The sequence below is a fragment of the Kitasatospora sp. RG8 genome (assembly GCF_017813315.1).
Classification (GTDB): Bacteria; Actinomycetota; Actinomycetes; order Streptomycetales; family Streptomycetaceae; genus Kitasatospora.
In genome coordinates, this window is sequence record NZ_JAGIYX010000007.1 from 267,239 (window position 1) to 288,195 (window position 20,957).

Genomic DNA, 20,957 nt, shown 5'->3' on the forward strand with positions numbered 1-20,957 from the left:
CCTTGTCGCACCGATCGGGTGAACCCCTTGTCCTGCCTGCCGACTCGGCGTCGACCTCCCGCGAGGGGGACTTCGTGACGCCGAGGTCGGGTTAGTGTGATGGGCAGTCAACCCAAAGTGACTGCACTCCTTCGTTTGTGCCCGACGCTGCTCTTGCGGACCTGTCCGGTCCGCCGTACGACGCTGCCCGAATCCGGGCATTCGTCGTCGGGCGTGAAGTCGGGCGTGAATTCGTTTCTTCCATGTCGCGTCCGCGCCGATCCGTGGACGTACCGCCTTCGTGGGGGGAGGCAACCCGGTGCTCAACTATTCCCTGGCGCGTCCCGATGACGTCGACGCGTTGCTCATGCTGTACCGAGAGGTCTACGGGAGTGCGTACGCACTCCCGCTCGGGACCGATCCCGAGGTGATGGCGAGCGAGATCAGCTCTCCGCAGACCACCTGGCTGGTCGCCCGTGAGCCAGGTCGCGGCCGGCTCGTCGGCTCGATCGTCGGAACCCTCGACCCTGCCGCCCGCCTCGGCAAGCTCCAGGGCCTGGTGATCCATCCGGACGCCCGCGGCCTCGGCGCGGGCCACCTGGCCGTCCAGCAGCTCAGCGAGGCCATGCTCGGCGGTGATCGGCCGGCCGATTCGCTGTACTCGACCGCCCGTACCAACTCCACCGCGCCGCAACGGATCTGCCTGCAGGCCGGGTTCCGGGCGCTCGGCGTCCTGCCGAACCTGCGCAAGGCCGCACGGCACGAGACCATGGTGCTGCTGGCGCGCCACCGCGAGGGCGTGCTCGAGCAGCGCCTTCCGGTGGCGCGCGTCCCGCAGGCCCTGGGCGGTCTGATGCTGGCCCTGGACGCCGTCCCGGGCCCGCATCCGAGGCCGGAGCTTTCCGACGAGCCGCTGCCGGTACCGGCGACGGGCGCCGGCCGGGGGCTCGAACTCGTCGACGCCCCACAGTTCGTGGCCCGCCACTTCGCCCGGCACCTGCCCGACCCCGGGCAGTGCTTCTACCCCTTCCACACCCCCAACGTCCTGCTCACCCCCGCCGACGGCGGCTACGAGCTGTACGCGCAGCTCAGCCCGTCCGACGGGTACTGCACGCTGATCGGCGCCGAACCCGGACTCTCCGCGGTCGGCGACGACCTGGACACCATCACCCAGAAGCTCGCCGCCCACGGCGCCAGCTACCTCGAAACCCTGGTGCCGCTGGACAGTTACGAGAACCTGCGGCTGCTGCTCGCGAACGGCTTCCTGCCGGTGGCCGCCTACCCGGCGATGCGCCGCGAGGAGAACGGCTTCCGCGACCACGTGGTGATGGCCCGCACCCTTCAGCCGCTCGACTTCCGCGGCCTGTCCATCGACACCGCCTTCCAGCCGTTCGCCGAGCAGTACATCGAACTGTGGAAGCACCAGAACCTCAACACCAACGGGATATTCCGATGAACCAGTACCTGCGCCCGGTCGCGGTACCCGACGCCGATGCGCTGGCCCACGTACAGCAGCTCTGCGACATCGCCGAGCCGTACCAGGCCGGCCCCGACACGGACCGCCTCTTCACCGCGGCCATGAACGAGTCCAACGCCTGGCACGCGGCCAGGTCCCCGTTCTTCGACCGGCTGCTCAAGGCCAGCCCGGGTGGCGGACGCCCGCTCGACGGCATCGAGGAACTCGACCGGCTCCCCTTCGTCCACGCCAACTTCTTCAAGGCCCACGAGATCCTCTCGCTGCCCCGCGAAGACGTCCTGCTGCACCTCACCTCCTCCGGTACCACCGGCCAGAGGTCGCAGATGTTCTTCGACGAGTTCACCCTGCGCAACGGCCAGCGCATGGTGGCCCGGGTCTTCGACCACTACGGCTGGATCGACGAGCGGGAGCCGGTCAACTACCTCCTCTCCAACTACCAGCCGCGGCCCGGCCTCAACCTCGGCACCTCGTTCACCGACGAGTACCTGTGCCACTTCGCCCCGGTCCGCTCGGTCGAGTACGCCCTCAAGCACACCGGCAGCGCCCACGAGTTCGACCCCTTCGGCTGCGTCCGCACCCTGATCCGCTACGCCGAGGAGGGCGCCCCGGTGCGGATCCTCGGCTTCCCCGCCTTCCTCTCCTTCACCCTGGACCGGATGCGCGACCTGGGCATCGGCCCGCTGGAGCTCTCCCCGCGCTCGCTGGTCGTCTTCGGCGGCGGCTGGAAGGGCCACGCGGACCAGCAGGTCGCCAAGCCCGAGCTCTACCGGCGGATCCACGATCAGCTGGGCATCCCGGACGAGCGGATCCGCGACGGCTTCGGCGCCGCCGAACACTCCGTCCTGCACATGGAGTGCCCCAACCACCGGCTGCACGTGCCGGTCTGGGCCCGGATGCTGGTCCGCTCGGTGCGCGACCTGACACCGCTGCCGTACGGCGAGCCGGGCTACGCGCAGTTCGTCTCGCCGTACATCACCTCGGTGCCCGCCCAGTCCGTCCTCATGGGCGACCTGGTCACCCAGCACGCGCCCGAGGAGTGCGGCTGCGCACTTCCCACCCCCTGGTTCACCGTGCACGGCCGGGCCGGCCTCAGCCGCAACCGCAGCTGCGCCATCGCCGCCGCCGAACTCCTCAAGACCGAGAAGGCCTCATGACCAGCCCCACGACGCCCGACGCGACTCCCGACACGACGCCCGACGCGACCCCCGACCGGCACTACTGGCAGGGCAGCTGGGTCGACGACACCGAAGCCGGGCGACGCCTCGCGGAGCTCGACACCTGCGCCACCGAGGCCCTCGCCGTCCCGCTCAGCCCGCTGACCGTGCTCGCCGCCTGCGACCGGCTCGCCGGCGTCCTGGCCGACCCCGCGAGCGAGCAGCACCGCCGGCTCGCCCGGCTGCTCGACGAGTCGGGCGTCGGCCCCGCGGAGCGCGAGCGCACCCTGCACGACCTCACCGAGGCGCTCGGCCGCGAGGCCCTGGAGACCAAGGTCACCCGCGAGCTCGGCGGGATCGACCCCGGACGGCTGGCCCGCTTCGACTTCCGCCGGGAGATCTTCGAGGGCTGGCTGCCGGTCGGCCTGCTGGTGCACATCGCCCCGGGCAACGCCCCCGCCGCCGGGGCGCTCAGCGTGGTCGAGGGCCTGCTCGCGGGCAACCTCAACATCGTCAAGACCAGCGGCGGGAGCCGCTTCACCCACGCCCTGCTCGCCGACCTGGCCGCGCTCGACCCGACCGGCGCCATCGCGGCGCGCACCGTGGTGCTGGGCTTCCCCTCGTCCCGCACCGACTGGCTGGCCCGGCTCTGCGGCGCTGCCGACGCGGTCGCCGCCTGGGGCGGGGAGGAGGCGGTGAACGCCATCGCCGCCCTCACCCCGCCCGGCTGCCGGCTGGTCGACTGGGGCCCCAAGCTCTCCTTCGCCTACCTCACCGCCGACGCCTGGTCCGATCCCGAGGTGCTCGCGGGCATCGCGCAGGACATCTGCCGCCTGGAGCAGCAGGCCTGCGCCAGCCCCCAGGTGATCTACCTGGACACCGAGGACCAGGACCGGCTCTTCGCCTTCGCCGAGCGCTTCGCCGCCGTCCTCGCGGCCCGGCCGCCCGCCGCGGCCGAGCCGGAGCTGCTGGAGAGCGCCGAGATCACCAACACCGTGCTGGTGGCCCGGCTGGAGGAGCACCTGGGCCTCACCAAGGTGCACGCCGACCCCGCCGCCCGCTGGCACGTCCTGGCCGACACCCGCGTTGCCCTGCGGGCCTCGCCGCTGCACCGGACCGTCTGGGTCAAGCCACTGCCGCGCAAGCGGATCGGCGAGGTGCTGCGCCCGATGCGCCGCTACCTGCAGACCGCCGGCATCGGCGCCTCCCGCCGCGACACCGCCGAGCTGGCCGGGGCGGTCCTGGCCGCCGGGGTCCAGCGGGTCACCGTCCCCGGGCGGATGCTGGACAGCTACGACGGCGAGCCGCACGACGGCGTGTACGCGCTGCAGCGCTACAGCCGCCGGGTGGACGTCCAGCTGGACGCCCGCTTCGCCTCCGACGCCTGCCTCGACGACCTGGTCGGCGCCCGGGAGCTCGCGCCCCCGCCGGTGCCGGTGACCGCGAAGACCGACTTCGAGCAGCTGCAGGGCGACCTCGGCCGGGCCGAGGTGTTCTTCCGCAGCGGGGGCAGCTCCGGCGCGCCCAAGCTGTCGGCCTTCAGCTGGGACGACTACCACGAGCACATGCGGCACGGGGCCGAGGGGGTGCTGGCGGCGGGCTTCGACCCGCGCACCGACCGGGCGATGAACCTCTTCTTCGGAGGCCAGCTCTACGGCGGCTTCCTGAGCTTCTACTCGGTCCTGGAGAACCTGCGCGCGGTGCAGTTCCCGATGGCCGCCCAGGACGACCACGCGGCCGTCGCGCGCTCGATCGTCGAGCACCGGGTGGACACCCTCTTCGGCATGCCGAACTACCTGCTGCGGGTCTTCACCGAGGGTGCGGTCGTGCTCCGCGGGTACCGCGGGGTGCGCAAGCTCTTCTACGGCGGAGAGCACTTCCCCGAGCGCCAGCAGACGTGGCTGCGTGAGGAGTTCGGCGTCGAGCTGATCCGCTCGGCCGCGTACGGCAGCGTCGACGCCGGCCCGCTGGGCTACCAGTGCCCGGACGCCGGGGGACGGGTGCACCACCTGTTCAGCGGGCTCCAGACACTGGAGATCCTCGACCTGGAGGAGGACCGCCCGGCCGATCCGGGCGAGGCCGGGAGGCTGGTCTTCACCGCGCACAGCAGGCGCGGCCAGCGCCTGGACCGCTACGAGATCGGCGACCTCGGCCGCTGGGTGGACGGCGCCTGCCCCTGCGGGCGGCGCACCCCGCGGTTCGAACTCCTCGGCCGCTTCGGCGACATCTTCCGCAGCGGCAGCCACTTCCTCAACTACCGTCGCTTCGTGCTGGCGGCCGAGGAGCGGCTGGACCACCACGGAGCCCTCCAGCTGCTCCTCGACGAGGACGAGCACAGCGCCCGGGAGACGCTGACCGTCCGCCTGGAGGCGGACCGCTCGCACTCGGACGCGGGCGGGGACCCGCGCCCGGATGGACGGCCGCGCCCGGGCGGAGGCCTGGGTGCGGGCGAACAGCCCGACGCGGTACGGGAGTTCCTCGACGCCTACCCGGACCTGGCCGCCGCCGTGGTGCGCGACCGTCTGGTGGAGCTGTCCGTGGAGCACGCCCCCGCCGAGGACTTCGAGCGGACGGCCGCCAGCGGCAAGCTCCTCGCCGTCGTCGACCGCCGGGCCCGCAACCGCTAGGGGACGGCTGCCGGCCCGTGGCTCCCGCAGCACCGCACCACGGATGCTGCGGGAGCTACCCCATCCGCTCGTCGAGGAGACGGATCAGCTTGCCGGTACGGGAGTTGACCGCGAGGCCGTCCGGGGCGACCCATTCGAAGGCCAGCGGGTGGATCAGTCCCTTGCGGACGTGGTCGGCGAACATCGGCCGGGTCGCACCGAGACGGGCGGTCAACTCCCGTGCCAGGGCGGGATCCTCCCCGCCGGGAGCGGCGAGCCGCAGTACCAGCTCGTCCCGCTCGGCCCGGTGCCGCAGGACCACCTGATGGCCGACGACCGGGCCGTCCCCGCCGGCCGCGGCCAGCAGGGCGCGCAGGTCCTCCAGGTAGACGGTGACCACCCCGACCCGGGCGCCCTCCTCCGAGCGCCCCAGCAGCCGCAGGCGGCGCCGCGGGAAGTCGACCCACTCGGCGAGGTCGCCGACCGGGTAGCGGATCACCGGCATCAGGCGACGGACCAGATCGGTGGCCACCACGCGGCCGGGCCGGCCCTCCTCCTCGACCGGCTCGCCGGTCTCCGGGTCGAGCAGTTCCACCACCTTGTCCGCCGTGAAGACCTCGTGCACCCGGCTGTCCGGTTCCCCGGCCACCGGACCGGCCAGGACGCCCGCGTCCACGCTGGCGTAACCGATCGACCGGACGCTCACGTGGGGGAAGGCGGTGGTGAGCAGTGCCACCTGGTCCGGGTAGCAGGCCTCGCCGGCGAAGAGCGCGACGCGGACGTCCGGCAGGGTCCCGACGGTGTCGACGACCTCGCGGGCCAGCCGGCACAGCGACGTGGGCGGCGCGGCGACCACGGTTGCGGAGAAGTCGCGCAGGGCCTGGATGGTGGCGTCCAGCGGCGCGGCACCGCCGATCGGCAGCTGGACCGTGGGGACGGGTGCCTCCTGCAGGCAGTTGAGGGTGAAGACGAAGCTGGAGTAGAGCTCCCCGGCGTAGAACAGGTTGGCGACCCGGTCCCCGGCACGCAGCCCGGCGGCCGGCAGGCCGCCGCCGAACGTACGGCTCATGCGGCGCCACTCCGCGCGGGTGTACATGGACACGCGCGGCGCCCCGGTGGTGCCGCCGGTCTTGAAGACGATCCCGTCGTCGTGCGGTCCGGTGAGCACCCGGCTGCGGTCGATGCCGTGGGCCGCCCAGTAGGCGGTGTGGTCGGTCAGCGGCAGTGCGGTGAGGCCGGTGGGGTCGGCGGGGCTGGTCAGGTCGTCCGGGAGGCCGGCGTAGAGGTCGCGGTAGAAGGGGGAGTTCTCCCGTGCATGGCGGATCAGGTCGGATATCTGAGTGTTAGTCACATCATATGAGTCTAGACCTGTACAAATGCCTCGCCTGCGCCGGGTGGGGCGAGCGGTCCCAGCCGGTTGCGCCACCCGGCCGGGCCCAGGGGCCACCGCGGCGCAGCCGGACGGTTCGGTGCCGGTGGCACCGATGGTGGCGGCGGGGCACCGTGATGTGACGCACCATCCCTTGACCGGATCTTTTCCGTTTCGCCATGATGAACCGTCATGTTCTGACTCCGCCGATGGGGGAAGTCCGGTCCGAATCCGGCGCTGACCCGCAACGGTAGGCCGCCGACGCCACGTCGGCGGCGAGCCCGAGTACCCGTCGGCGGAGGTGTGTCACCCCTCCTCCCGTCGTGGTCTGCGGGCCGGAGCTCCGAGGGCTGCCCGGCCGTTGCCGACGCCCTCCGGGCCCCTGCGTCCAGGCCCGGAAAGGCATCCCATGCCCACGCCCCGCCGCACTCTCGGTCTGCTCGCGATACCCGCCCTGGCGCTCGCCACCGCGCTCCCCGCGGCCACCACAAGCCACGCCGCACCCGCAGCCCACGCCGCACCCGCAGCCCACGCCGCACCTGACGCCCACGCCGCACCCGCCGACGCGGCGTCGTCCCGGACCGTCCGCCCCGACGCCGCCGCGGCCGGCTGGCTGGCCCGCCGGCTCGTCGACGGCGACCACTTCGAGTCCGTCTTCAACGGCACCGCCTACCCCGACCAGGGCCTGACCATCGACGCCGTGCTGGCCTTCGCCGCCTCGCACGGCTCCGAGCAGGCCGCCGCGAAGGCCACCGCCTGGCTCGCCAGGCCCGAGATCATCAGCGGCTACCTCGGCGACGGCACCACCGAGGCGTACGCGGGCGCGACCGCCAAGCTGCTGCTCGCCGTCGAGGTCCGCGGCGCGGACCCGGCGAGCTTCGGCGGCGTCGACCTGTCGGCCCGGCTGCGTTCGCTCCAGACCGCCGAGGGCCGGTTCTCCGACCGCTCGCAGTGGGGTGACTACAGCAACGCCTTCGGGCAGTCGCTGGCCCTGATCGCCCTGTACCGCACACCCGGTGGCGCCCCGTCGGCGGCCGTGGACTTCCTCGCCGGCAGCCAGTGCGCGGACGGCGGCTTCCCGGTCTCCTTCGGTCAGGCCACCTGCACCGGCGACCCGGACGCCACCGCGCTCGCCGTCCAGGCCCTCGCCGCCACGGGACGGGCCGCCAAGGCGAGCGCCGGCCTCACCTGGCTGACCTCCCAGCAGGGTGCCGACGGCGGGTTCGCGGCCGCCGGGGCGAGCGCCTCCAACGCCAACACCACGGGCCTGGCCACCCAGGCGCTGCTCTCCGGCGGACGCCTCGGGGCCGGCCTCAAGGGCTGGAGCCGGCTGGTCAAGTTCCAGCAGGGATGCTCCACGGACCCGGCCGTCCGCGGCGCGGTCGCCTACGACGCGTCCGGCTTCAACGCGGGCAACGGCGCCCGGGCCACCGCGCAGGCCGTCCTCGGCCTCGCCGGCACCCCGCTGACCACGCTCTCCGCCGCCGGCGCACGCCCCGACGCGCCCACCCTGGCCTGCCCGGCACCGGCCTCCCGCTGAACAGGGCCGTCCCCAGGAGGAGTTATCCGATGACCGACACCCTCACCCCGGCCCGTCCGGTCCGCCGCACGCTCGGGTCGATCGCCGCGGCCGCGGCCCTCACCGCCGGCCTGCTCGGCGTCAGCGCCGTCCAGGCCCCGCAGGCCCGGGCCGCGGCCTGCTCCGGGACCACCGGCGTCACGGTCGTGGTCGACTTCACGGCCGTCGGCGGCGGCATCCAGACCGGCTGCGCCCCCGGCGACCCGGCCAGCGGACTCGCCGCGCTGACCGGCGCCGGGTTCTCGTACGCCTTCCACCCGCGCTTCCCGGGCTTCGTGTGCAGGATCAACGCGCTGCCGACGACCTGCACCAACCCGACCGGCAGCGCCTACTGGTCGTACTGGCACGCCCAGCACGGCGGCCCCTGGTCGTACAGCAGCCTGGGCGCCGGCAGCTACAACCCGGCTCCCGGCGACGTCGAGGGCTGGTCCTTCGGCGCCGGCGCCCAGCCGGGCATCACGGCGCCCTGACACCCTGCCGTCCGAAGGCCCCGACGCCCGGAGGCCCTGACGCCGGGAGGCACGCCGACGCCCCGACCCTTCCGCGGAAGGGCCGGGGCGCCGGTTGCACGTGCGGTCAACTGCCGAGGCGCAGCGAGACGGTGTCGCCGAGGCGGACCGGTGCGGTCCGGGTGGCGCCGGTGGCGGCGGAGCCGTCCAGGCTGACCTTCCAGGTGGACGAGCCGCTGTCGGCCGTGCCGTTGATCATGGTGACGGCGCCGCCGCCGGTGGACGGCGTGACCGAGGTGACGCAGCCGTTCGGGGTGGCGGCGGCCGCCGCGTCGAGGACGTCGCCGAGGGTCGTGGTGGTGCCGGTCGGTGTGAGGGTGACGGCGCAGGCCCTGAGCGCCCCGGTGCCGTCGTCGACGACCAGGGCGAGCCTGGCCGCGGTGCCGGGGGCGAAGGCGCCGGTGGCGGCCCAGGTGGGCTCGCCCGCGGTGGTCGGAGCCGGCGGGGTGGCGGTGAAACCGGCGCCGGCGACGGCGCGCAGGCCGTCGACGGAGGCGTAGGGGGAGGGGACGGTGTCGGTGGGCAGGTACTTGAAGCCGCCGCCGGGCTTGAACTGCTGGGCGACGAGGAAGTCGACCGGGGTCTTTCCGGTGCCGCTGGTGAACTCGCCGCCCTGGGGGTTGATGCCGCAGGCGTTGAGACCGGACACGGCCCAGCCGTTGGAGTCGGTGTTGGCGCCCCACATCGAGTTGAACGCGCCGGAGGAGACGAGCTTGCCCTTGAGGAAGTTCTTCGCGGAGACGATCGCCGGATCGGTGGAGGGAACGCCGCCCGCGCACAGGGAGGCCATGGCCGCGCCCGTCATGTCGATGTCGCTGCCCTGGGCGAGCGCGGTCGGGTTGCCCGCGGCCTTGCTGTAGTTCCAGCCGCCGTCGTTGTGCTGGTTGGCGCGCACCGCCGTGACGGAGGCGTCGATCAGCGGCTGCGGGGCGCGCCGGGTGCCGGCCTGGGTCCTGGCGCCCGCCAGGGCGAGCAGGCCGAAGACCGTGCCGTTGAAGTTGGCGGACGGGCCGTAGTAGCCGGGCTCGGCGCTCTGCCAGGAGGCGACGAGGTCGGCGACGAGGTTGCGGCCGGGGCCCACCCGGGCGGGGTCGATGCCCGCGGCGTAGGTGTTGAGGATGCCGCGCTCGTAGTCCGTGACCACCGGCGAGCTGCCGGGCCAGCCGGGAGCGGCGAGCTGGTTGCGGTAGACGAGGCGGGCGTTCCGGCCGGCGTCACCGCCGGGGGTGACGCCGGCGGCGGCCGTGCCGGCGGCCGCGAGCGCGCTGAAGGCCCACTCGTTGGAGAGCCCGCCGCCGGTGACGTAGCTGCCGTCGGCGCCCTGGAGGGACTTCAGGTAGCTGACGCCGGTGCTCCTGGAGGTGGCGATCTGGGCCAGGGTGGCCGTCGCGTGGGCGGGAACGGTGGCGGACAGCAGCAGGGCCCCGGCCGCCAGGGCGACGGTGACGGCGGGTACGGAAGTGGTCCGCGACGGGGTGCGGAGGGACACGGGAGGGGCTCCTTGGGGTGGCGGGCGCCGACCCTGCCCCGGAGGTCCCGGCGTCCGTTCGGAAGCGCGCGACCGGCGGAGCGGTCGCCGCCCGGATCGCGTGGGCCGGCATTCGCCGCGGTGCACGGCCGGGCGGGCATCCGGGCTCGGGACGGCACGACCGCCACCCCACACCGCTGCGCGTCAGCCCCGGATTCGCACCGGGTTCCCCCACTCGGCCACCGGGGACGCTACCGCACGGCGCACGGCGCACCGGGCGACGAGGCGGATGTGACCTACCTGACGCCCCGTTGACTCTCCGTCAGCCGCCGTGGTCTGATGAACCGATTTTTCGCCCTCGGCATTCAGGGGAAGCCGGTCCAACTCCGGCGCTGACCCGCAACCGTAGACCCGCCAACCCGGTGGGTGAGCCGGAATGCCTGGACCGGGGGCCTGTTCACAGAGCACTTGCGTCGTCGCGGACTACGACGCGGTCAGGACGGTCCCTGTCCCGGGAGACCGTCGGCTGCGCCGTGTTCTCCCGCGTCGACCGACCAGGGAGTCGTCGTGAGGGTCAGCAGCAGTCGTACACGTCACAGGAACCGGGAACTCGCGTCCCTGGTGGTCGCCGGCGCCGTCGCGGTCGCCGCCTGCGGCACGGTCCTGCTCGGGCACCCCGGAACCGCGGCGGCCGACCCGATCGAGCAGTGCACGGCGACGACGGGCGCGATCGTCGCGGTCGACTTCGGTCACTGGGGCGGTGGTGTCGTCCGTGGCTGCGACGCCCACCCCACGACGGGCATGAGCCTGCTGCACAACGCCGGCTTCACCACGACCGGCACCGAGCACGACGGACCCGCCTTCGTCTGCCGGCTCGGGACCGCGGGCTTCAACGGCGGCGCCCAGTATCCGGCGCCGGCCGACGAGCCCTGCGTCAACACCCCGCAGGCCACCGCGTACTGGTCGTACTGGATCGCCGAACCCGGCCAACAGAATTGGTCCTACAGCCAGTTCGGGGCCGGGACGCAGAAGCCCAAGCCCGGCGAGGTCGAGGCCTGGGTGTACGGCGGCACCGACATCGGCGGCTCCAACGGGGCGCCGTCATTCACCCCGGATTCCGTGCGGGCCAAGAACGGCGGGCCGTCGTCCTCCGCGTCCCCCTCGGCGACCCCGAGCCAGACCCCGAGCCAGACCCCGACCGCGAGCCCGACCGGGTCGCCGGCCGCCACCACCGACCCGGACCCGGCCGCCACCGAGCAGGCCGTCCTGGCCCTGACCGGCACCGACCTCACCAGCGTCCGGCGCAACCCGGACGGCACCACCGCGACGCCGACCCCGCCCGCCGTTAGGAAGCCCGACGCCGCCAAGGGCAGCGCCTACCTCACCGACCCGGCCCGCCTGATCGACGGCCACTACTACGAGGGCTTCCCGGCCTTCGCCGACTTCGGTCTCACGATCGACGGGGCCTACGCGCTCGCCGCCACCGGCACCGACGACACCGCGCTGCGCAGGATCGTCGACTTCCTGGACCAGCAGGGCAAGGACGCGAGCGGGCGGACCGTCAACGACTGGACCGGTGTCGGCACCGAGTTCGCCGGCGGAGGCTCGATCGGCAAGGAGGCGTTGCTCGCCGAGATCGTGGGCCGCAACCCGCGGGACTTCGGCGGTCACGACCTGATCGCCGCCCTCGCCGCGATGGTGTGCACCAAGGCCGCCCCGGACACCGGTTGCGCCGAGTCCGGCAACTACACCTGGGCCACCTCGGTGTTCTCCCAGGCCCTCGGCATCATGGCGCAGCTGCGCGCCGGCGACACGGCCGGCGCCGCCGCCCCGGTCGCCTACCTGAAGAGCCTTCAGCACGCGGACGGCTCCTGGCCGAGCCTGATCCCGGCCACCGGCGACTCCGACGTGGACAGCACGGCGATGGCCGTCATGGCGCTCGCGCTCGTCCCCGGGGACGGGGCCGCGCAGGCGGTCGACAAGGGGCTCGGCTGGCTCGCCGCCCGGCAGCTGCCGGACGGCGGCTTCCCCGGCGCGGCCGGCGACTCGACGAACTCGGCCGCGCTCGCGGTCCAGGGCATGACGCTCCATCAGGCCACGTACGGCGGACGGATCGCCAAGGCGCTCGACTTCCTCGCAGGCCAGCAGAACGCCGACGGCGGGTTCAACGTCGCGTCCGCCGGACAGCAGGGTTCGGACGTCCGTGCCTCGACGCAGGTCCTGGGGGGTGCCACGGGCGTCTCCTTCGGCACGTTGTCCCGCACCATCGGCGGCACGCCCACGCCCACGCCGACCGGTACGCCCACGCCCACGCCGACCGGTACGCCGACGGGTGCGCCGACCGCGACGTCCACGGGTACGCCGACGCCGACCGGTACGCCGACACCCACGGGGACACCGACACCCACGGGGACACCGACCGCGAGCGGTTCACCGACGGCGGGCGGTTCACCAACGGAAACCGCCTCCGCGACGTCCACGGCCGTGCCGTCGTCCGGTGAGGGCGCGACCGCCGGCCGCCCGTCCGACGCCGTGCTCGTCGGAGACGGCGGCAGCACCGGCGCCCCGGTGCGCGGCGGCTCCGTCCAGGCCGCCGGTGGCAGTCTGGCCGGCACCGGCACCGACGCCCTGGTACTGACGGGCATCGCCGGTCTGCTGACCGTGGCCGGCACGGCTGGGGTCCTCGTCGCCCTCCGTCGTACGGCCTCCGTCCCGGGGCGTCACCGGTGAGCCGGCGGCTGGGCCGGCTGGGCCGGCTCACCGGAGCGGCGGTCCTGACGTTCGCCCTCGCCTCGGGTGGCGTCGGGCTGGGGACGGCCCCGGCGTCCGCGGCGCCGACGCCGATCGAACAGTGCACCACCACCTCGGGCGTGGTGCTCGCCGTCGACTTCAGCCGGTGGGGCGGCCCGCTGCTGCGCTCCTGCGGGACCACCCCGACGACCGGGTACGCCCTGCTCAACCAGGGCGGCTGGAAGACCACCGGGACGGGGCACGACGGCCCGGCGTTCATCTGCCGGATCGGTTACAGCGGCTTCCAGGGCGGCAAGCAGTACCCCGCTCCGGACCAGGAGAAGTGCGTCCTGACGCCCCCGGCCACGGCCTACTGGTCGTACTGGCACGCCGATCCGGGCCAGAACGACTGGTCCTACAGCCAGCTCGGCGCGATGAGCTACCAGCCGAAGCCGGGCAGCGTCGACCTGTGGATCTTCGGTGGCACGAACATCGAGGGCACCGAGGGGCGTCCGGCCATCCCGCCGGACTCCGTGCGGGCCCGGAACACCAGCCCGGGCGGCGCCGCCTCCACCCCCGAACCGCCCCGACCGCCGGCCGGCGGGGGAGGGGCAGCCGGTGGTGGCTCCGGTGGGACGAGCGGCGGGAGCGGCACCGGTACCGGTGGGAACGGCACCGGTACCGGCGGGAACGGAGGAGGTTCCGCGGGCGCGAACGGTGGATCCTCGTCCGGTACCGGATCGTCCGGCAGCTCGTCCGGCGCCAACACCGGTGGTTCGTCCGGCGCCACGAAACGTCCGTCCTCGGGCGGTGGCGCGGGCGGATCGTCCGGCGCCACGGGCGGTCGGACGGCACCGGTGAGCCCGTCGGCCGAGGCCCCCGCACCGGCGGACCCGCAGACACCGGCCGCCGAGGCGACCGCCGCGCCGGCCGGGACGCCCTCCGCACAGTCGTCCGACACGCCGTCCGTGGAAGCCAGCGCCACCGCGACGCCCACCGCTGCCGACGGTCCGTCGCCCTCCGTCGAGGCCGGCGGGCCGAGGGTGGTGGACGCGGCCCCGGCCGCCGACACCCCGCACGACCCCGGCTCGATGGTGCCGGCCGCGGTCGGGGCCGTCCTCGTGGTGGTGCTGGGCGTGGTCACCGCCGTCACCGCGCGCCGCCGCCGGCGACAGGCCGAGTGATCCGGTGAGCATCGTCGACACGCCCGGCGCCGGCTCCCCGCCCGCCGCCCCCGGCCGGAGCGCGGGGAGCAGGCGCAGCCCGCGGGACCTGCACCCGCTGGCCTGGTGGGCCTGGGCGCTGGCCCTGGCGACGGCGGCCAGCCGTACCACCAACCCGCTCCTGCTCCTGCTCGTCCTCGCGGTGCTCGGCTACGTGGTCACGGCCCGCCGGACCGAGGCCCCGTGGGCACGCGGGTTCACGTACTACCTGTGGGTGGCGCTGACCGTGGTGGCGATCCGGGTGGTCTTCCGCGGCGTGTTCGCCACCGGCATCACCCCGCAGGACCACCTGCTCTTCTCCCTGCCGCACATCCCCACCCCCGCCTGGTACGCGGGCATCGAGATCGGCGGACCGGTCTCCCTGGAGGCCACGCTCTCCGCGGCCTTCGACGGGCTGCGGCTGGCCTGCCTGATCTGCTGCATCGGCGCCGCCAACACCCTGGCCAACCCCAAACGGGCCCTGCGGGTCCTGCCCGGCGCCCTGTACGAGCTCGGCGTCGCCGTGACGGTCTCGCTCAGCGTCGCCCCGCAGCTCGTGCAGAGCGTCCAACGCGTCGCCCGGGCACGGCGGTTGCGTGCGGGGCGGCAGAAGGGCGTCCGCGCGCTGCGCAGCATCGTGGTACCGGTTCTGGAGGACGCGCTGGAGCGCTCGCTGCACCTGGCCGCCGCGATGGACTCACGCGGCTACGGACGCTCCGGCACCGCCTCCCGCCGCTCCCGCCGGCTCACCGGAGCCCTGATGCTGCTCGGCATGTGCGGCCTGTGCGCCGGGGTGTACGGGCTGCTGGACGGGACGGCCCCCGCGGCGCTCGGACTTCCGGCCTTCCTCGTAGGCGCCGTCCTGTGCGTGGCGGGTCTGCTGCTCGGCGGGCGGCGGGTCCGGCGCACCACCTACCGGCCCGATCGCTGGCGGGCCGCCGAGTGCGGTGTCGCCGGGTGCGGTGTGACCGCCGCCGTCCTGCTGTTCGCCACGGTCGGCTACGACGCCACCGACCTCAACCCCTCCCTGTACCCGCTGGCCTGGCCGACGCTGCCGCTCGTCCCGGTGCTCGCCCTGCTTCTGGCGGGCGCGGCGGGGATCGTCTCGCCGCCGCCCGGCCGCACCCCCGAACCCGGCTCCGTGCCCGGCCGCACCCCCGCACCCGCACCCGCCTCCGCCTCCGCCTCCGCCTCCGCCTCCGCACCCGCCCCCGTGCCCGGTCAGCGCCTGACCGCGCGCACCGGTGGCGACACCCGAACCACCGGCACCGACCGCACGACCTCCGAGGTGAGCACGTGATCCGATTCGACCAGGTCAGCGTGGTGTACGACGGCGAGACCACGCCCGTCCTGCGCGATGTCGACCTGCACATCCCGGAGGGCGAGCTCTGCCTGGTGGTCGGCCGCACCGGCGTCGGAAAGTCGACCCTGCTCGGCGCCGTCAACGGCCTCGTGCCGCACTTCACCGGCGGCACGCTGCGCGGCCGGGTCAGCGTGGACGGCCGGGACACCGCGCACCATCCGCCGCGCGAACTGGCCGACGTGGTGGGCGTGGTGGGCCAGGACCCGTCGGCGGGCTTCGTCACCGACACGGTGGAGGAGGAACTCGCCTACGCCATGGAGCAGTTGGCGATCCCGCCGGAGGTGATGCGCAAGCGCGTCGAGGAGACCCTCGACCTGCTCGGGCTGGCCGACCTGCGCCACCGCGCCCTGCACGAGCTGTCCGGCGGCCAGCAGCAGCGCGTCGCCATCGGCTCCGTCCTCACCGCCCACCCCCGCGTCCTCGTGCTGGACGAGCCGACCTCGGCCCTCGATCCGACCGCCGCCGAGGAGGTGCTCGCCGCCGTCACCCGGCTGGTGCACGACCTGGGCGTCACCGTCCTGCTCGCCGAGCACCGCCTGGAGCGCGTCGTCCAGTACGCCGACCGCGTCGCCTACCTGGCCGGCGACGGCACCGTCGTGCACGGGCCGCCCGCCGAGATCTTCCGGGACACCGCGATCGCACCGCCCGTCGTCGGCCTCGGCCGACTCGCCGGCTGGCGGCCCCTGCCGCTGTCCGTCCGCGACGCCCGCCGTGCCGCCGCGCCGTTGCGGGAACGGCTCGCCGACGCGCCGGTTCCCCCGCCGCGCCGGGCAGCGGTGGCGGGGGAACCGGCGCTGGACGCCCGGGGGGTGGTCGTCCGCTACGGGCCGGTGGCCGCCGTCCGGGAGGTCGGCCTGGAGCTGCGTGCCGGTCAGGTCACCGCGCTGATGGGCCGCAACGGCTCCGGCAAGTCCTCGCTCCTCTGGGCCCTCCAGGGCTCCGGGCCCCGCCAGGGCGGCAGCGTGAAGGTCGTCGGGACGGAGGGCGGGCCGGCGCAGGATCCGAAGCGCCTCCCCGCGGCCCGGGCCCGCCAACTGGTCGGGCTCGTCCCGCAGACCCCCACCGACCTGCTGTACCTGGAGTCGGTCGCGCAGGAACTCGCCCAGGGCGACCTGGAGTCCGGTCGGGACGCCGGGCCGACCGCGCGGCAGGTCCTCGACCGGCTCGCCCCCGGAATCCCGGACGACACCCACCCCCGGGACCTCTCGGAGGGGCAGAAGCTGGCCCTGGTGCTGGCGATCCAACTGACCGCCGCACCACGGGTGGTGCTGCTGGACGAGCCCACCCGCGGGCTCGACTACCAGGCGAAGGCGGCGCTCACCGGCATCGTGGACGCCCTCGCCGCGGAGGGCCGCACGGTCGTGGTCTCCACCCACGACGTCGAGTTCGTCGCCTCCGCCGCCGACCGGGTCGTCGTGATGGCCGAGGGCGAGGTCGTCGCCGACGGCCCCACCGCCGAGGTCATCGTCGCCTCGCCCACCTTCGCCCCGCAGACCGCCAAGATCCTCGCCCCACTGCCCTATCTGACGACACATCAGGTCGCCGAGGCGCTCGCACCGGCGGAGGCCGCCCGGTGACCGCCGTCAGGATCCCCGGCCGGGCCCGGATCGTCGTCGCCCTCGCCGGCTTCATCGGCATGGTCGCCTTCACCTGGCCGTTCGTGGTCGCCCCCGGGAAGTTCGGCTCCTCCTACGCCCCGCCGCTGATCTTCGGCGCGCTGCTCGTCCTCGTCCTCGCCGTCGTCATCGCCGAGATCGCCGCCGGCGGAATCGACGCCAAGGCCCTCGCCATGCTCGGCGTCCTGTCCGCCGTCAACGCCGGACTCCGCCCGCTCGGCGCCGGGACCGCCGGGGTGGAGACGGTCTTCTTCGTCCTCGTCCTGGCCGGCCGCGTCTTCGGCCCCGGTTTCGGCTTCACCCTCGGCTGCACCTCGCTGTTCGCCTCCGCCCTGCTGACCGGAGGCGTCGGCCCCTGGATGCCGTACCAGATGTTCGGCTGCGCCTTCGTCGGCATGCTCGCCGGGCTGCTGCCGAGGGCGCGAAGCCGCTGGGAGGTGCCGATGCTGGCCACCTACGGCGCCTTCTCCGGCTATCTGTTCGGCTTCCTGCTGAACCTCTCCTTCTGGCCGTTCTCCACCGACCCGAACAGCTCGATCGCCTACCTACCGGGCCTGCCCTTCACCGAGCAGTGGCACCGCTACCTGCTCTTCGACCTCGCCACCTCGCTCGGCTGGGACACCGGCCGCGCCGTCACCACCTTCACCGCCGTCCTCGTCGTCGGGCCGGCCGTGCTCGCCGTCTTCCGCCGCGCCGCCCGGCGCGCCAACTTCGAGCCGGTCGTCCGGTTCGAGGCCCCGGACGTGCCCGGAGCACCGACGGGCCCGGACACCCTCCCGCGGGCGGCGGGACCGGTACGCTCCTGAACCCGAAAGGCCACGACCGTGCCCAAGCCTGGAAAGCCCCGGACGACGACGGTGGACGGCGTCGAGGTCGTCGTCCTGACCCCGGAACAGCACGCCGGCCTGGAGTCCGCCCGCCGACAGCTCGGCGGGCAGCAGGCACAGGTGGCCCGGATGAAGCTCGACCTCCACCGCGGACGGCAGCTGCTGGCCGAAGTCGAACGGGTGCTGGCGGGCATCCCCACCGACCAGTCCGGGCGGCTGGACGGACGGCTGGGCCCAGGACGCGGCCTGCCCGAACTGCTGGCGGACATCCGTGCTTTCCTCCCGCCCACCCCGCCTGTCCCGCCGCGGCCTGCCGACGGGCCGACCGGCCCGCGTGAGCGAGCCCGCTCGCCGCAGAGCCGGTGATCCACCAGGAAGCGGCTCCTCCCGGCGACCCGGGACGGCCCAGCGCCCCGGAGAGTGCGCGGGTGGCGCGATCTCCAGGGCGCTGGGCGCCGACGGGTGCCCGGGACGGTCAGGCCGTCGGGTGGACGTGGAACCCGCGCCCGCTCTTGCGGCCGAGGTGCCCGGCCTCGACCATGCGGGAGAGCAGGGGCGGCGGGGCGTACAGCGGTTCCTTGTACTCGTCGTACATCGACCGGGCGATCGCCTCGACGGTGTCCAGTCCGATCAGGTCGGCGAGTTCGAGCGGGCCCATCGGGTGGGCGCAGCCGTGGACCATGCCGGCGTCGATGTCCTCGGGGCCGGCGTGCCCGGCCTCGGCCATCCGGATCGCGGAGAGCAGGTAGGGCACGAGCAGGGCGTTGACGACGAAGCCGGCCCGGTCGCGGGCGCGGACGACGCGCTTGCCGAGGACGTCCCCGGCGAAGGCTTCCACCCGACCGGCCACGGCGGGGTCGGTGTGCAGCGAGGTGACGAGTTCGACCAGCGGCATGACCGGGGCCGGGTTGAAGAAGTGCAGGCCGAGGACGTGGGAGGCCCGGCCGGTGGTGATGCCCAGACGGGTCACCGGGATGGCCGAGGTGTTGGTGGCCAGGACGGCGTCCTCGGCGACGAGCACCTTGTCCAGGGTGGTGAGCACCTCCGTCTTGACCCGCTCGTCCTCGACGACGGCCTCGACGACGAGCTGGCGGTCGGCGAGCGCCTCCAGGTCGTCGGCGAACAGCAGGTGGGCCCAGGCGTCGGTGCGCTGCTGCTCACTGATCCGGCCCCGGTCGACGGCGCGGTGCAGCGAGCGGTCGATCCGGCTCCGGGCGGCGCGCAGGGCGCCCCGGCCGGACTCGCAGACGATGGTGTCGAGTCCGGCGCGGGCGAAGACCTCGGCGATGCCGGAGCCCATCTGCCCGGCGCCGACGACCGCGACACGGCGGATGTCGTTCATGGTGCACTGCCTCCGTGGTCGGGCGGCTCAGGCCGCGGTGCGGATCCGCACGAGGTGGCGGGCGTAGGCCCCGGTCGTGAGGAAGGCGGGCAGGTCGGCGGCGAGGGCGGTGTCCTCCAGGATGCGCACCGCGTCGTCCACCAGCACCGGGTCGGATCCCTCGGCGAGCAGCGTGGCACGCTCGCGGTCGATCAGGCGCCGCACCAGGTCCGGGGTGGCGAGCGAGCCGCCGGCGAGCCGGGAGCAGTGGTGCTGCCACTGCCAGATCTGGCAGCGGGCGATCTCGGCCGTGGCGACGTCCTCCATCAGGCCGAAGACGGCCACCGCTCCGGAGCCGCCCAGCCAGGCGACCAGGTAGCGCAGGGCGACAGCGACGTTGGAGCGCACGCCCTGCTCGGTGGGGAGACCGGCGGAGAGCCGGTGGACGGCGAGCAGGTCGGCGGCCGTGACCTCGACGTCCTCGCGGGTGCGGTCGAGCTGGTGGGGGCGGTCGCCGAGGACGGCGTCGAAGGCGGTGCGGCAGGTGGCGACCAGGGCGGGGTGGGCGACCCAGGACCCGTCGAAGCCGTCGCCCGCCTCGCGCTCCTTGTCGGCCCGGACCCTGGTCAGGGCGGTCTCGTCGGCGGCGGGGTCGCGCTGGGGGATCGCGGCGGCCATGCCGCCGATGGCGTGGGCACCGCGCCGGTGGCAGGTGCGCACCAGCAGGTCGGTGTAGGCGCGCATGAACGGCTGGGTCATCGTCAGGGTGGCACGGTCCGGCAGGACGAAACGCGGACCGCGATGGGCGAGGTTCTTGATCAGGCTGAACAGGTAGTCCCAGCGGCCCGCGTTGAGGCCGGCGGCGTGGTCGCGCAGCTCGTGGAGGATCTCGTCCATCTCGAAGACGGCCGTGATGGTCTCGATCAGGACGGTGGCGCGGACGGTGCCGTACGGGATGCCCAACTCGGCCTGGGCGAAGGTGAAGACGTCGTTCCAGAGCCGGGCTTCGAGGTGGTTCTCCAGCTTCGGGAGGTAGAAGTACGGGCCGCTGCCGCGCTCGATCTGGCGCCGGCCGCAGTGGAACAGGTAGAGGCCGAAGTCGACCAGGGCGCCGACGGCCGGGCGGCCGTCGATCAGCAGGTGCTGCTCGTCCAGGTGCCAGCCGCGGGGGCGGACCACGATGGTCGCGGGGGTGTCCCCGACACGGTAGCGCCGGCCCTCCGGCGTGGTGTCGTCGATCCGGCGCTCGATCGCGTCGACCAGGTTCAGCTGGCCGGAGACCAGGTTGTGCCAGGTGGGGGAGGTGGCGTCCTCGAAGTCCGCCAGCCACACCCTGGCACCGGAGTTGAGGGCGTTGACGGTCATCCGCCGCTCGGGAGGGCCGGTGATCTCCACCCGGCGGTCGACCAGGCCCGGCCCGGCGCCGGCGACCCGCCAGGTGAGGTCCTCCCGGACGGCCCGGGTTCCGGGGCGGAAGCCGAGGCCGGCGCCGGCGGCCAACTCGGCTCGGCGGCGGTCGCGTTCGGCGAGAAGCTCGGTGCGGCGCCGGGCGAACCGGTCGTGCAGGCGGGTGAGGAAGGCGAGGGCCTCGGGGGTGAGGATCTCGTCGAAGCGGTCCTCGTGCTCGCCGAGGACCTCGATACGGCTGGGGTGGCTCATCCGGTTCTCCAGGAGGGCGGGTGGGAGGCGCCCGGGGCCTCGTCCCTCAACGAGGCCCCGGGCGGTGGGGTGGACGGCGGCTCGTCCCCAACGAGGCC

Annotated in this window: 15 protein-coding genes and 3 riboswitches; of the genes, 11 read left to right on the top strand and 4 right to left on the bottom strand. The window is 74.2% G+C overall.

Translation table 11 applies throughout. The features are described from left to right. The first annotated feature begins 298 nt into the window (after positions 1 to 298). From J5Y04_RS14225 to J5Y04_RS43195, 3 genes are read left to right on the top strand one after another with little or no spacing between them, the layout of a single operon-like run. Positions 299 to 1,435, top strand: a complete 1,137-nt coding sequence (locus J5Y04_RS14225) for a GNAT family N-acetyltransferase (protein WP_209412350.1) — start codon at positions 299 to 301, stop codon at positions 1,433 to 1,435. Beyond that, a complete protein-coding gene (locus J5Y04_RS14230) occupies positions 1,432 to 2,610 on the top strand; it encodes an acyl-protein synthase (protein ID WP_209412351.1) in 1,179 nt (392 codons plus the stop codon). Before J5Y04_RS14225 ends, J5Y04_RS14230 begins: the two co-directional genes overlap by 4 nt. Then, positions 2,607 to 5,237 carry an acyl-CoA reductase gene (locus tag J5Y04_RS43195; protein WP_209412352.1) on the top strand — a complete coding sequence of 877 codons (2,631 nt, stop codon included), beginning with the start codon at positions 2,607 to 2,609 and terminating at the stop codon, positions 5,235 to 5,237. Before J5Y04_RS14230 ends, J5Y04_RS43195 begins: the two co-directional genes overlap by 4 nt. 55 nt (positions 5,238 to 5,292) lie before the next feature. On the opposite strand, the gene J5Y04_RS14240 is transcribed toward J5Y04_RS43195, so the two are convergent. After that, positions 5,293 to 6,567: a phenylacetate--CoA ligase family protein gene (locus tag J5Y04_RS14240; RefSeq protein WP_209412353.1), complete on the bottom strand. Its 1,275-nt coding sequence runs from the start codon at positions 6,565 to 6,567 to the stop codon at positions 5,293 to 5,295. Positions 6,568 to 6,738: 171 nt separating this feature from the next. Next, positions 6,739 to 6,897: riboswitch (cobalamin riboswitch) on the top strand. A gap of 97 nt (positions 6,898 to 6,994) precedes the next feature. On the opposite strand from J5Y04_RS14240, the gene J5Y04_RS14245 reads away from it, so the two are divergent. Both J5Y04_RS14245 and J5Y04_RS14250 read left to right on the top strand, forming a co-directional pair. Then, complete coding sequence (locus J5Y04_RS14245) at positions 6,995 to 8,125, top strand: peptidase (protein WP_209412354.1); 1,131 nt, start codon at positions 6,995 to 6,997, stop codon at positions 8,123 to 8,125. Between the two features lie 29 nt (positions 8,126 to 8,154). Next, positions 8,155 to 8,634, top strand: coding sequence for a flagellar hook-length control protein FliK (locus J5Y04_RS14250; protein ID WP_209412355.1), 480 nt, complete (start codon positions 8,155 to 8,157; stop codon positions 8,632 to 8,634). A gap of 106 nt (positions 8,635 to 8,740) precedes the next feature. Here J5Y04_RS14250 and J5Y04_RS14255 read toward each other — a convergent pair whose 3' ends face one another. After that, entirely contained in the window at positions 8,741 to 10,162 is a 1,422-nt protein-coding gene (locus J5Y04_RS14255) for a prenyltransferase/squalene oxidase repeat-containing protein (RefSeq protein WP_209412356.1), read from the bottom strand. A 134-nt stretch (positions 10,163 to 10,296) separates the two neighbouring features. After that, positions 10,297 to 10,373, bottom strand: a riboswitch (cobalamin riboswitch). Positions 10,374 to 10,458: 85 nt separating this feature from the next. Next, positions 10,459 to 10,604, top strand: a riboswitch (cobalamin riboswitch). A gap of 104 nt (positions 10,605 to 10,708) precedes the next feature. Between J5Y04_RS14255 and J5Y04_RS14260 the strand changes: the two genes are divergently transcribed. The 6 genes from J5Y04_RS14260 to J5Y04_RS14285 are packed head-to-tail and all read left to right on the top strand — an operon-like array spanning position 10,709 to position 18,245. Next, positions 10,709 to 12,871 (top strand): prenyltransferase/squalene oxidase repeat-containing protein, encoded by a 2,163-nt coding sequence (locus J5Y04_RS14260; RefSeq protein WP_209412357.1) that lies wholly within the window; start codon positions 10,709 to 10,711, stop codon positions 12,869 to 12,871. Next, complete coding sequence (locus J5Y04_RS43960) at positions 12,868 to 14,055, top strand: hypothetical protein (RefSeq protein WP_374106019.1); 1,188 nt, start codon at positions 12,868 to 12,870, stop codon at positions 14,053 to 14,055. Before J5Y04_RS14260 ends, J5Y04_RS43960 begins: the two co-directional genes overlap by 4 nt. A 10-nt stretch (positions 14,056 to 14,065) precedes the next feature. Beyond that, on the top strand, positions 14,066 to 15,373 hold the full coding sequence (locus tag J5Y04_RS14270; protein WP_209412384.1) for a CbiQ family ECF transporter T component: 1,308 nt from the start codon (positions 14,066 to 14,068) through the stop codon (positions 15,371 to 15,373). Beyond that, entirely contained in the window at positions 15,370 to 17,013 is a 1,644-nt protein-coding gene (locus tag J5Y04_RS14275; protein WP_209412358.1) for an ABC transporter ATP-binding protein, read from the top strand. The genes J5Y04_RS14270 and J5Y04_RS14275 overlap by 4 nt, the downstream gene beginning before the upstream one ends. Further along, complete coding sequence (locus tag J5Y04_RS14280; RefSeq protein ID WP_307853101.1) at positions 17,010 to 17,858, top strand: ECF transporter S component; 849 nt, start codon at positions 17,010 to 17,012, stop codon at positions 17,856 to 17,858. Before J5Y04_RS14275 ends, J5Y04_RS14280 begins: the two co-directional genes overlap by 4 nt. An 18-nt stretch (positions 17,859 to 17,876) precedes the next feature. Then, a complete protein-coding gene (locus J5Y04_RS14285; RefSeq protein WP_209412359.1) occupies positions 17,877 to 18,245 on the top strand; it encodes a hypothetical protein in 369 nt (122 codons plus the stop codon). Positions 18,246 to 18,354: 109 nt separating this feature from the next. Here J5Y04_RS14285 and J5Y04_RS14290 read toward each other — a convergent pair whose 3' ends face one another. Beyond that, the gene (locus J5Y04_RS14290) at positions 18,355 to 19,221 is read right to left on the bottom strand and encodes a 3-hydroxybutyryl-CoA dehydrogenase (protein WP_209412360.1); all 867 of its coding nucleotides are present in this window, start codon (positions 19,219 to 19,221) and stop codon (positions 18,355 to 18,357) included. A 27-nt stretch (positions 19,222 to 19,248) separates the two neighbouring features. Then, positions 19,249 to 20,859 carry a malate synthase A gene (gene aceB, locus J5Y04_RS14295; RefSeq protein ID WP_209412361.1) on the bottom strand — a complete coding sequence of 537 codons (1,611 nt, stop codon included), beginning with the start codon at positions 20,857 to 20,859 and terminating at the stop codon, positions 19,249 to 19,251. Positions 20,860 to 20,957 lie beyond the last annotated feature (98 nt).